The organism is Herbaspirillum lusitanum P6-12 (assembly GCF_000256565.1).
Classification (GTDB): domain Bacteria; phylum Pseudomonadota; class Gammaproteobacteria; order Burkholderiales; family Burkholderiaceae_D; genus Herbaspirillum; species Herbaspirillum lusitanum.
Window position 1 is genome coordinate 1 of sequence record NZ_AJHH01000132.1, and the last position, 12,004, is coordinate 12,004.

General features: G+C 58.9%; 9 protein-coding genes, 3 tRNA genes and 2 pseudogenes. All 14 read right to left on the reverse strand.

Translation table 11 applies throughout. The annotated features are described in order from the left end of the window. Window positions 1-1,715: pseudogene (locus HLUSI_RS26970) on the reverse strand (indolepyruvate ferredoxin oxidoreductase family protein); the annotation flags it as partial. 286 nt (window positions 1,716-2,001) lie between these two features. Beyond that, a tRNA-Asp gene (locus tag HLUSI_RS0104635) sits at window positions 2,002-2,078 on the reverse strand. Between the two features lie 26 nt (window positions 2,079-2,104). Continuing rightward, a tRNA-Val gene (locus HLUSI_RS0104640) sits at window positions 2,105-2,180 on the reverse strand. A gap of 50 nt (window positions 2,181-2,230) precedes the next feature. Beyond that, on the reverse strand, window positions 2,231-2,503 hold the full coding sequence (locus HLUSI_RS0104645) for an HU family DNA-binding protein (protein ID WP_016832870.1): 273 nt from the start codon (window positions 2,501-2,503) through the stop codon (window positions 2,231-2,233). 308 nt (window positions 2,504-2,811) lie between these two features. Continuing rightward, window positions 2,812-5,217, reverse strand: a complete 2,406-nt coding sequence (gene lon / locus HLUSI_RS0104650; RefSeq protein WP_029363134.1) for an endopeptidase La — start codon at window positions 5,215-5,217, stop codon at window positions 2,812-2,814. A gap of 297 nt (window positions 5,218-5,514) precedes the next feature. Continuing rightward, complete coding sequence (gene clpX / locus HLUSI_RS0104655) at window positions 5,515-6,780, reverse strand: ATP-dependent Clp protease ATP-binding subunit ClpX (RefSeq protein WP_016832872.1); 1,266 nt, start codon at window positions 6,778-6,780, stop codon at window positions 5,515-5,517. Between the two features lie 310 nt (window positions 6,781-7,090). After that, window positions 7,091-7,717 carry an ATP-dependent Clp endopeptidase proteolytic subunit ClpP gene (gene clpP, locus HLUSI_RS0104660; RefSeq protein WP_029363135.1) on the reverse strand — a complete coding sequence of 209 codons (627 nt, stop codon included), beginning with the start codon at window positions 7,715-7,717 and terminating at the stop codon, window positions 7,091-7,093. A gap of 52 nt (window positions 7,718-7,769) precedes the next feature. After that, window positions 7,770-9,116 (reverse strand): trigger factor, encoded by a 1,347-nt coding sequence (tig, locus tag HLUSI_RS0104665; protein WP_016832874.1) that lies wholly within the window; start codon window positions 9,114-9,116, stop codon window positions 7,770-7,772. Between the two features lie 189 nt (window positions 9,117-9,305). Continuing rightward, window positions 9,306-9,563, reverse strand: coding sequence for a hypothetical protein (locus HLUSI_RS33395; protein ID WP_238533919.1), 258 nt, complete (start codon window positions 9,561-9,563; stop codon window positions 9,306-9,308). Continuing rightward, the gene (locus HLUSI_RS33400; protein WP_167321457.1) at window positions 9,563-9,904 is read right to left on the reverse strand and encodes an amidase family protein; all 342 of its coding nucleotides are present in this window, start codon (window positions 9,902-9,904) and stop codon (window positions 9,563-9,565) included. The genes HLUSI_RS33395 and HLUSI_RS33400 overlap by 1 nt, the downstream gene beginning before the upstream one ends. Continuing rightward, window positions 9,877-10,728 (reverse strand): annotated as a pseudogene (locus HLUSI_RS31305) (amidase family protein); the annotation flags it as partial. The gene HLUSI_RS33400 and the pseudogene HLUSI_RS31305, both read right to left, overlap by 28 nt. A gap of 3 nt (window positions 10,729-10,731) precedes the next feature. Then, a complete protein-coding gene (locus HLUSI_RS0104675; RefSeq protein ID WP_016832875.1) occupies window positions 10,732-11,226 on the reverse strand; it encodes a CreA family protein in 495 nt (164 codons plus the stop codon). 82 nt (window positions 11,227-11,308) lie between these two features. After that, window positions 11,309-11,506 carry a DUF1653 domain-containing protein gene (locus HLUSI_RS0104680; RefSeq protein ID WP_029363136.1) on the reverse strand — a complete coding sequence of 66 codons (198 nt, stop codon included), beginning with the start codon at window positions 11,504-11,506 and terminating at the stop codon, window positions 11,309-11,311. A 110-nt stretch (window positions 11,507-11,616) separates the two neighbouring features. After that, window positions 11,617-11,703 (reverse strand) — tRNA-Leu (locus tag HLUSI_RS0104685). Window positions 11,704-12,004: the final 301 nt, after the last annotated feature.

The following is a 12,004-nucleotide window of genomic DNA, read 5'->3' on the forward strand; positions in this document are numbered from 1 at the left end:
GTTGTAGAGGATCTTGTAGGTCATGTTGACGTTGGCCGCCACCGCAGCGCGGATCGCCAGATAACCCGAATGGAAATAGGTGCCGTCGCCAAGGTTGGCGAACACGTGCGGCACTTGCGAAAACGGCGCCTGCCCGATCCACGGACCGCCCTCGCCGCCCATGTGGGTGGTCAGCTTGTTGAATTCAGGATAGATCGCGGTAGCCATCACATGGCAGCCGATGCCGGCCAGCGCAAAGCTGCCTTCCGGCACCTTGGTCGAGGTATTGTGCGGGCAACCCGAGCAGTAATACGCCGGACGCGGCGGCGTGCTGATCGCCTTGTTCAGCACCGCATCCTTGGCATCGAGGAAAGCCAGGCGCGCCTTGATCAGGTCGCTGGTATGGAAACGTGCAATGCGCGCCGCGATCACGCGCGCGATCTGCGCCACCGAGAAGTCGGCCTTGGAAGTCAGCAGCCATTCGCCGCGCGGGGCAACCCATTCGCCCTTTTCGTCGAACTTGCCGATCACGCGCGGACGCACGTCGTCACGCCAGTTGTAGAGCTGTTCCTTGAGCTGGTATTCGACCATCTGGCGCTTTTCTTCGACCACCAGGATTTCATCGAGGCCCTGGGCGAATTCGCGCACGCCTTCCGGCTCCAGCGGCCATGGCATCGACACCTTGAACAGGCGCAGGCCGATCTCGGCGGCGAAGTCTTCATCGATGCCCAGTTCGCTCAGCGCTTCCAGCACGTCGAGGTAGGACTTGCCCGAGGCGATGATGCCCAGCCGCGCCTTGGGGCTGTCGATCATCACGCGATTGAGTTTGTTCGCGCGCGCGTACGCGAGCGCAGCGTAGATCTTGTAGTCCTGCATCAGCGCTTCCTGCTTGCGCGCCTGCACGCCCAGCGTGTCGGTCGACAAGCGAGCGTTGAGGCCGCCTTCGGGCATGACGAAGTCGGCTGGGTATTTGATCTCGACGCGGTACGGATCGGCATCCACCGAAGCGCTCGACTCGACGGTGTCGGCCAGCGCCTTGAAGCCCACCGTGCAGCCGGAGAAGCGCGACATGGCCCAGCCGTGCAAGCCGAGGTCGAGGTATTCCTGCACATTGCAGGGGTACAGCATCGGAATCATCGATGCCGAAAAAATATGGTCGGATTGATGCGGCAGCGTCGACGAATACGCGCCATGGTCGTCGCCGGCCACCAGCAGGACCCCGCCCTTGGCCGACGTGCCGGCATGGTTCATGTGCTTGAGCACGTCGCCGCAGCGGTCCACGCCGGGTCCCTTGCCGTACCACATGGAGAACACGCCTTCGACCTTGGCCAATGCTGCGTGCCCCAGACGGCGGTGGCGGCCATGTCTTCGTTGGTGCCGGGCTGGAACTTGATCTTGTGCGCTGCGAGATGCGGCTGCGCCTTCCACAGGGCTTCGTCGAGACCGCCCAGCGGCGAACCACGATAGCCGGAAATGAAGCCGGCAGTATTGAGTCCGGCTTTCTGGTCGCGCAGATACTGCAGCAGCGGCAAGCGCACCAGCGCCTGGATGCCTGACAGAAAGATCGAACCCGAAGTTGCCGTATATTTGTCGTCGAGACTGACCGTCGCGAGCGGTGTCGTCCCCGAGACTGATGTCGTTGAGTTTGCTACAGTGGTTGCTGCCGGTGTCACTGCCCGCCCCGACCGGTCAGGGGCTGACAATTCAACAGGCTCGGCTGCCGAACGGTATTCCATGTACGTCTCCAAAATGATTATTCAGATATCGCCTGCCGTTACTGCACCGGGTACGATGCGTTACTGTCAGACAAAGCGGCCGTGGTAGCGACCTTCACAACAATCCGTCCTCCGAAACTGCTGTGACTGAAGTCTATGCTTTTATAAGAAGATCAAGGAAATACCGATTGTCGATGGGGGTATAAGTTTTAAATATAGCCCCGGACCTGATAACCATTAAGCGGGATTCGTGCTGCGAATCATGAGGTAAACGCAAAAACGCCCGCTTGCGCGGGCGTTTTATGTCTGGCGGAGTGGACGGGACTCGAACCCGCGACCCCCGGCGTGACAGGCCGGTATTCTAACCAACTGAACTACCACTCCTAAATCGTTGCTGACCACTTGAGATTTGGTGGGTGCTGAGAGGCTCGAACTCCCGACCCGCGCCTTGTAAGGGCGCTGCTCTACCAACTGAGCTAAGCACCCGCACCTTAACCCCAAACAGTCTTTTATCGTCCGTCAACGACGAAAGACCGCTAGTTTAGCGCATCTTTCAAACCTTTGCCAGGTTTAAATTTGGGCACCTTGGCAGCCTTGATCTTGATTGCCGCCCCGGTACGCGGGTTGCGGCCCGTGCGCGCGGCGCGCTTGCCGACCGAGAATGTGCCGAAGCCGACAAGGGTCACGGAGCCGTTTTTCTTCAACGTGGTTTTCACTGCGCTGATCACGGCCTCCAGTGCACGCGCCGATGCCGCTTTCGAGATGTCGGCCTGCTTCGCGATGTGATCGATCAATTCGGTTTTATTCACTTACGCCCCTCCAGACTAAAGATTGAACAAGCTTCATTTCGTGACGCCTGCGCCTTCGATTCGGTGAGGCCAAACACGCATCACGGACCCTGCAGAAAAATCTGCAGAATGTATTAAACAAGCCGCAAATCCTTGTGTCAAGCGGTTTACCGGCGCTTCATCCGGTCTTCGAAATGCAGTTTTTGAAATGATGTAAAACGTTTATCTTCTTATCAACGAGCGTCGTTGTTGATGCAGCGAACACAAAAAAAGGCGCTCCGGAGCGCCTTTTCATTATCGGCGACCATGAGGCCGCCGAACGAATTACTTCAATGCTTCACGACGCTGGGATCGGTCGATTCCTTCGGCGCGACAGCCACCACCGCTGCCTCTTCTTCGGTCAACGGAACCGGCTGGCTCTCCAGGGCAATTTCCAGGACCTTGTCGATCCAGCGCACCGGCACGATTTCCAACTTATTCTTCACGTTGTCGGGAATCTCGGTCAGATCCTTGACGTTTTGCTCAGGGATCAGGACCGTCTTGATGCCGCCGCGATGCGCCGCCAGCAGTTTTTCCTTCAGGCCGCCAATCGGCAATACTTCGCCGCGCAAGGTGATCTCGCCAGTCATCGCCACATCGGCGCGAACCGGAATACCGGTGAACACCGACACCATCGCCGTGGTCATCGCGATACCTGCCGATGGACCGTCTTTCGGCGTCGCGCCTTCGGGGACGTGGATGTGGATATCACGTTTCTCGAAGACTTCGCTCTTGATGCCGAGCTTGCTCGCGCGGCTGCGTACGACGGTGCGCGCAGCTTCGATCGATTCCTTCATCACGTCGCCCAAGGTGCCGGTGCGAATCACGCCGCCCTTGCCCGGCATCGTCACGGCTTCGATGGTCAGCAGATCGCCGCCCACTTCGGTCCATGCCAGGCCGACGACCTGACCAACCTGGTTTTCCTTCTCGGCGATACCGAAATCGAAACGACGCACGCCCAGGAATTTGTCCAGGTTGCGCGAAGTCACGGTGACCTTCTTCTCCTGCTTCTTCAGCAGCAGCATCTTCACGACCTTGCGGCAGATCTTCGACACTTCGCGTTCCAGCGAACGTACGCCGGCTTCGCGGGTGTAGTAGCGGATGATGTCGCGCAGCGCCGACTCGGCCACGCTGATCTCGCCCTCTTTCAGACCGTTGTTCTTGATCTGTTTCGGCAGCAGATAGCGTTGCGCGATGCTGGTCTTTTCATCTTCGGTGTAACCCGACAGGCGAATCACTTCCATGCGGTCCAGCAGCGCCGGCGGGATGTTGAAGGAATTCGACGTCGCCACGAACATCACATCCGACAAGTCGAAATCGACTTCGATGTAATGGTCGGAGAAGGTGTGATTCTGTTCCGGGTCGAGCACTTCCAGCAGCGCCGACGACGGGTCGCCGCGGAAGTCCATGCCCAGCTTGTCGATTTCGTCGAGCAGGAACAATGGATTGCGCACGCCGACCTTGGACAGGCTTTGCAAAATCTTGCCTGGCATGGAGCCGATATAGGTACGGCGGTGGCCGCGGATCTCGGCTTCGTCGCGTACGCCGCCGAGCGCCATGCGCACGAACTTGCGGTTGGTCGCACGGGCGATCGATTGACCCAGCGAGGTCTTACCCACGCCCGGAGGACCGACGAAGCACAGGATCGGCGCTTTCAGCTTGTCGACGCGCTGTTGCACGGCGAGGTATTCCAGGATGCGTTCCTTGACCTTGTCGAGGCCGTAATGGTCGCCTTCAAGGACCTTCTCTGCATTCGGCAAGTCGTTGTTGACCTTGGACTTCTTCTTCCACGGCAAACCGACCAGCGTGTCGATGTAGTTGCGCACGACCGTGGCTTCGGCCGACATCGGCGACATCAGCTTGAGCTTGCGGAGTTCGGATTGCGCCTTTTCCAGCGCTTCCTTCGGCATCTTGGCGGAGAGGATCTTCTTCTCCAGCTCTTCCAGATCGGCGCCGTCTTCGCCTTCGCCGAGTTCCTTCTGGATCGCCTTGACCTGTTCGTTCAGGTAGTACTCGCGCTGCGACTTTTCCATCTGGCGCTTGACACGGCCGCGGATGCGCTTTTCGACCTGCAGGATGTCCAGCTCGCCTTCCAGTTGGCCGAGCAGATGCTCATGGCGCTTGGCGACATTGAAGATTTCCAGGATGACCTGTTTTTGCTCGAGCTTGAGCGGCAGATGCGCAGCAATGGTGTCGGCCAGACGGCCGGCGTCATCGATGCCTGCCAGCGAGCTCAGGATCTCGGGCGGGATCTTCTTGTTCAGTTTGACGTATTGGTCGAACTGCTGAACGATGGTGCGGCGCATGGCTTCGACTTCAGCCTCGTCGCCCAGTTCGGATTCGACCGGCGTCAGATCGGCGACAAAATGCGTGTCCAGTTCGCTGATGTGATGGATGCGCGCACGCTGTGCGCCTTCGACCAGGACCTTGACGGTGCCGTCGGGCAACTTCAGCATTTGCAGGATGTTGGCGACGCAGCCGATTTCGTAGATGTCGTCAGCCGAAGGTTCATCCTTGGCGGCGGCTTTCTGGGCGGCAAGCATGATGCTCTTGCCCTGCTCCATCGCGGCTTCCAGAGCCTTGATCGACTTCGGACGGCCGACGAATAAAGGAATCACCATATGCGGGAAGACAACAACATCCCGCAACGGCAACAGAGGCAATTGCGTTTGTTCTGTGAGAGTAGAAGTCGTCATGGCGAGCCTTATCAAAAGTTACTGTTAGTGATGTTGGCGCGAGCTGCTAAAACACAAGCCCAGATTGAAATAAAAACACGACAACTTTCGGGTAAAACCGGGTAAGTGCTGCGGTTGATGAAAACAAATAAATGCCGAAACAATAACAAAAAATCAAACAAAAAAAGCCACACACGAAGTCGCCCTCGGGTGGCTTTACGATGGAAGCCTGAGTGATGTCTGCGGTTTATTGTACCGCTTTTAGTCGAGGCGAACCGGGCCGGCGATTTTTGTCGCCGGGCTCTTTTCGCCGGAGGATCAAGCGCCCGAAACCTTGGGCTGTTCGTGGTAAATCAACAAAGGCTTGGCGCCGTTGGTGATGGTGTTTTCATCGATGACCACCTTGGCGACGTTTTGCTGGCTCGGCAGTTCGTACATCACGTCCAGCAGAGCGTGTTCAAGGATGGAGCGCAGGCCGCGCGCACCGGTCTTGCGGGCCAATGCCTTCTTGGCGATCGCCTGCAACGCGGCAGGACGAATCTCGAGTTCAGCACCTTCCATTTGCAACAGCTTGGAATACTGCTTGATCAGCGCATTCTTCGGCTCCAGCAAAATCTGGATCAGCGCTTCTTCGTTCAATTCGTTGAGCGCGGCAATCACCGGCAAACGGCCGACCAATTCCGGGATCAGGCCGAACTTGACCAGATCGTCCGGTTCCGCGTGCAGCAGCACTTCGCTGGCGGTCTTTTGCGTCTGGCTCTTGACGTTGGCGCCGAAACCGATGCCGCTCTTCTCGGAACGCTCGGAAATGATCTTGGTCAGGCCGTCGAAGGCGCCGCCGCAGATGAACATGATGTTGGTCGTATCGATCTGCACGAAATCCTGGTTAGGATGCTTGCGGCCGCCTTGCGGCGGCACCGATGCCATCGTGCCTTCGATCAGCTTCAGCAGCGCTTGCTGCACGCCTTCGCCGGACACGTCGCGGGTGATCGACGGATTGTCGGACTTGCGCGAGATCTTGTCGATTTCATCGATGTAGACGATGCCCCGCTGAGCCTTCTCGACTTCGTAATTGCAGTTCTGCAGCAGCTTCTGAATGATGTTCTCGACGTCTTCACCGACATAGCCGGCTTCGGTCAGCGTGGTCGCATCGGCGATCACGAACGGCACGTTGAGCATGCGCGCCAGTGTCTGCGCCAGCAAGGTCTTGCCGGAGCCGGTCGGGCCGACCAGCAGGATGTTGCTCTTGGCGAGTTCGACGTCGTCCTTCTTGCCGAGATGCTTCAGACGCTTGTAGTGGTTGTACACGGCGACCGACAGGATGCGCTTGGCGGTCTGCTGGCCGATCACGTATTGGTCGAGCAATTCGGAAATTTCCTGCGGCGTCGGCAGATCGGATTTTGCACCCGCGACCGACTCAACGCTGGAGGCTTCGTCGCGAATGATGTCATTGCACAGATCAATGCATTCATCGCAGATGAAGACAGACGGACCTGCGATCAGTTTCTTGACTTCGTGCTGGCTTTTGCCGCAAAACGAGCAATAAAGCAGCTTTTCGCCACTGGAAGATTTTTTCTCGGACATATAGGGCAAATGTGAATAGAGTTCGGCTTGATCATACCTGCGATTTCATGATTCGTCACGGAATCGCCATATTTGAAAGCCGGTAAAACGAGCTTCCAGAGTACTCCATATGGGGTCGCAGACAAAAAAAGCAATGAGACGGAAATCCGTCCCTAATCGCCGCATTGACACCGCATATTGAGAGCTTTGTACGATGATGCGGTGCAAAAGAAAAATGCCCGGACCGCAGTCCGGGCATTTTCTTGAAATGCAGCAATGCGGCACCGGATCGGCGACGCAAATCTGACAAATCCGAATTACGCGCGTCGAATCAAGCCCGTTTTTCCAGCACCTGGTCGATCAGGCCATACTCCGCAGCGGCTTGCGCCGACATGAAGTTGTCGCGATCAGTGTCCTTGCCGATCTGATCGATCGTACGACCGGTCTTTTCAGCGAGGATGGCGTTCAGGCGTTCACGCAGGTACAGGATTTCGCGTGCCTGGATTTCGATATCCGACGCCTGGCCCTGAGCGCCACCCAGAGGCTGGTGAATCATGATGCGCGAGTTCGGCAGCGAGAAACGCTTGCCCTTGGCGCCGGCGGCGAGCAGGAAAGCGCCCATCGAGGCTGCCAGGCCCGTGCACAGCGTGGAAACGTCCGGCTTGATGAATTGCATCGTGTCGAAAATCGCCATGCCGGCCGACACCGAGCCGCCCGGGGAGTTGATGTACAGCGAGATGTCCTTGTCAGGATTTTCGCTCTCCAGGAACAGCAGCTGCGCCACCACCAGGTTGGCGGTCGCATCATTGACCGGGCCAACCAGGAAAATGATGCGCTCTTTCAGCAAGCGCGAGTAAATATCGTATGCACGCTCACCGCGACCGCTTTGCTCGATCACCATCGGCACCATGCCGAGCATTTCTGTATCCAGTGCAGACTGCCTAATCAAACCTGTCATGTGCATTCCTTATGCGTCGTAGTCTTCTCTGATGTTACCCGGGAAGGTCGGATTACGCTTGCGGCTGGTTGCCCATCAAGGCGTCGAACGCGACCGATTTCTCGGAAACCTTGGATTTACCCAAGACGTAGTTGACGACGTTTTCTTCCAAAACAAGGGCTTCGACTTCGGCCAGGCGACGACGGTCGCTGAAGTAGTACTTCAGGACTTGTTGCGGGTCTTCATAGCTTTGTGCGAAGTCTTCGACTTGCGCCTTGACTTGTTCTTCGGTGGCTTCCAGCTTGTTGGTCTTGACGACTTCAGCCAGGATCAGGCCCAGGCGAACGCGACGTTCCGCTTGTGCTGTGAACAGCTCGCGCGGCAGTTGCATGCCCTTTGGATCCATGCCGCGTTGCTGCATGTCCTGATGCGCCATTTCGATCAGGCGTTCGATGTCTTGCTCGACCAATGCCTTCGGCACTTCCAGTTCGCTGACCTTGATCAGGGCGTCCATGACGCTGTCCTTGGTCTTGGCCTTGGTGCGGGCGCTGACTTCGCGTTCCAGGTTGCGCTTGATGTCTTCGCGCATCTTGGTCAGGTCGCCGTCTTCGATACCCAGCGACTTGGCGAATTCTGCGTCGACTTCCGGCAGATGCGCCCATTCCAGTTGCTTCAGCGTGATGGTGAATTCTGCAGTTTTGCCGGCCACGTCCTTGCCATGGTAATCAGCAGGGAAAGCCAACGGGAAAGTCTTGGACTCGCCGACCTTCAGGCCCAGTGTCGCGGCTTCGAATTCCGGCAGCATGCGGCCTTCGCCCAGCACGAACGGGAAGGCATCAGCCTTGCCGCCCTGGAACTCAACGCCGTCGATCTTGCCGACGAAGTCGACTGTGGCGCGATCGCCGTTTTGTGCAACAGGCTCGCCGCCGTCGCCGTGCGCGCCTTGCTCGCCCTTGACGTGGTAGTGCACGCGCTGCTTGCGCAGGATGTCCAGGGTCTTGTCGATTTCGGTGTCGGAAACAGCCGATGTGGTCTTCTCGACTTCAGCCGAAGCCAGATCGCCGAGGACGACTTCCGGATAGATTTCAAATGTAGCGTCGAACGCCAACGAACCTTCAGCCACGCCTTCGCTGGTCTTTGGCTCGATCTTCGGGTAACCGGCAACGCGCAGGTTGTTTTCGACGGCGATGTCGTTGAATGCGCGACCGACCTTGTCGTTCAGCACTTCGGTTTCGACCTGGTAGCCGAACTGGGCGGCAACCATTTTCATCGGCACTTTGCCTGGACGGAAGCCTGGCGCCTTGGCGGTGCGGGCACGCACCTTCAGGCGCTTTTCCACTTCAGCCTGAACATCGGCCAGCGGGAAAGACAGGGTCATACGACGTTCGAGTTTGCTCAGGGTTTCGACAGCAGTTGCCATTTAAATCGTCCAAATGTTAAGAATTCCGTAAGCCGGAGCGTTTTCGCCACGTCCCAATCAACTCAGATAAGTGACTGCAGACGACAAGCGCCCTGCCCGGCCGCGCTAAAGTCCGCTATTTTATACGGAAAAGATGCCCTTGCGCCAAAACGGCGAATCGGAGCCGATAAAAACCGTCGAAGAACCCGCTCAGCCTTGCCCGCCGTGCAAAAGCGCCTCGACCGCGCGGCCGATTGCCAGCACCCGCGCATCAGCGCCGCGGCTGCCGCAAATGCTGATGCCGACCGGCAATTTGCTGTCGGATGGACAAGGCAGGTTCAGCGCACAACCGTCGAGGAAATTGATCACGCTCGGATTGCGCAACACCAGCCCGTTGGTGGCAAAGAAAGTGTCATCGCTGTCTTGCAAAGGCTGCAACAGCGGCGGCACCACCGGTACGGTCGGCATCAGCCAGGCGTCGAACACCGCCAGACGGCGCTCGGCCTGCGCGACCAGACGCCGGCGCCGCCGGCATTAATTGACGGCAACTCCTTCAATTCTGGGAACGAGAAACGCTGGATCAGCGCACCCGCCTTTTGCAGACGCGCCAACGCCGCGTCGAATGCCGCCCGCACGGCATCGTCCATGCCGTCGTTGACGAAATCTTCCGTCACGCCGAAACGCAGTCCGGCCAGCGGCACGGCATCGGTGGCCAGGGTTTCGCCCGACAAAATCGCATCGGCAATCGCGCAGCAATCGACGCTGCGCGCCAGCGGCCCGGCCGAATCCAGTGTGGTCGACAACGGCACCGCCCCGTCCAGGCTGACGCGCCGCGCAGTCGGCTTGAAACGCCGCCGGCATTAATTGACGGCAACTCCTTCAATTCTGGGAACGAGAAACGCTGGATCAGCGCACCCGCCTTTTGCAGACGCGCCAACGCCGCGTCGAATGCCGCCCGCACGGCATCGTCCATGCCGTCGTTGACGAAATCTTCCGTCACGCCGAAACGCAGTCCGGCCAGCGGCACGGCATCGGTGGCCAGGGTTTCGCCCGACAAAATCGCATCGGCAATCGCGCAGCAATCGACGCTGCGCGCCAGCGGCCCGGCCGAATCCAGTGTGGTCGACAACGGCACCGCCCCGTCCAGGCTGACGCGCCGCGCAGTCGGCTTGAAACCGGTCAGGCCGCAGAACGCGGAAGGAATCCGGATCGAGCCGCCGGTATCGGTACCCAGCGCCATCACCGCCATGTCGCCCGCGACGCTGACGGCGCCGCCCGAGGTCGAACCGCCGGTGACCCGCGTGCCATCCAGAGGATTGCGCGGCGTACCGTAATGCGGATTCAGGCCCAGTCCGGAAAATGCGAATTCGCTCATGTTGGTGCGCCCCAGCAGGACCGCGCCGGCATGGCGCAGACGCGTCACGGCGAGCGCATCGGCCTGTGCCGCCGGCGCATCCGCCAGCGCCTTGGAGCCGGCAGCCGTCACCTCGCCCTGGACGTCGAACAAATCCTTGATCGACACCCCGCCCTGCCCGCGATAAGTGACGATGCGCTCCAGCGCCTGCTCGACCAGTTTGACGCTGGTGGTTTGCCCCGCCTGCAATTCGGCTGCGAGAGCCCTGATTGTCTTCATGATTTATTTCACCGGAATGGGAGTGGACGTGGAGACCGGCACGGCCGTGATGGCATTCATCGGACTGCCGTCGATCAGCTTGTCGGAATACGTCAGATATACCAAGGTGTTGCGCTTCACATCGACCAGCCGCACGATGTGCAGGCGCTTGAACAGGATCGACATGCGCTCTGAAAATACGTCCTCCTGCACCGGCACGGCTCCCTTGAAGGAAATCGCCGGCGCCACCTGGCGACAGGCAATCGATGCCTCGGCCTTGTCCTCGGCCAGGCCGACAGTGCCCTTGACGCCGCCGGTGCGGGCGCGCGACACGTAGCAGGTCACGCCGATCACTTTCGGATCGTCATACGCTTCCACCGCGATGCGATCGTTCTTGCCGAGCCAGCGGAAGGCCGTGCTGACGTCGCCGAGTTCCTGCGCTGCCGCGGGTTGGACGAAGGCTGAGAACGACAAAGACAGCGACAACGTGATCGCTGCCAGACATGAAAGCTTGCGCATGATTTTCCTTTGCTGTGGAGATGAAGACGAGGCTGCAACCTTAGCAGATAAGACGCAGTCCGCTTCGATCAAACGCCGGCATTTATCCGGCGTCGGCCATCAACGCAAAACGCGGCACGCGCTTGCCGTCGACTTCGATCATTTCATGGAACACGTCGCGCGGACGGATCCAGACGGTGCCGTTGGCGGCGCGGTACACCACCATCGGGGTCAGGTCCGACTCCAGCGTCGCCTCGTACAGGAATTCGTAAATGCCGCCCTTGTAATGCTGATAGCGCATGCCTGCTCCCGGTTCGATAAACATCACGTTGCAAATGAAAATCGCCCGGCGCATTGCGCGAACAAGTCAGCGCTGCGGAGCCGGGCGAACGGAAAAACAAAGGGAATGACTGGTGCGAGGGAGGGGACTCGAACCCCTACACCATTGCTGGCGTCAGGACCTAAACCTGGTGCGTCTACCAATTTCGCCACCCTCGCTGAAAGGTGCAATCATCGACCGGCTTCGGCTTGCTCTGGATTTTTCAGCGTGTACGCCGGAGAACCAGGTCCTGTCAATGAGGTAGCAGTTTTAATGCAGCCCGCTATTCTACTTCAAGCTTGGCGGGCTGTCTGCGTTTTTATCCGTCCCCTCTGCAATTTTCCTAGGGCTTTTTGACCCGGAACAGCGCCGCGTATGCCGCCGGCAGGAACAGCAGCGTTAACGCCGTCGCCACCACCAGCCCGCCCATGATCGCCACCGCCATCGGCCCGACTCCGGTTTTTCGCTGGCCTCCGCCAG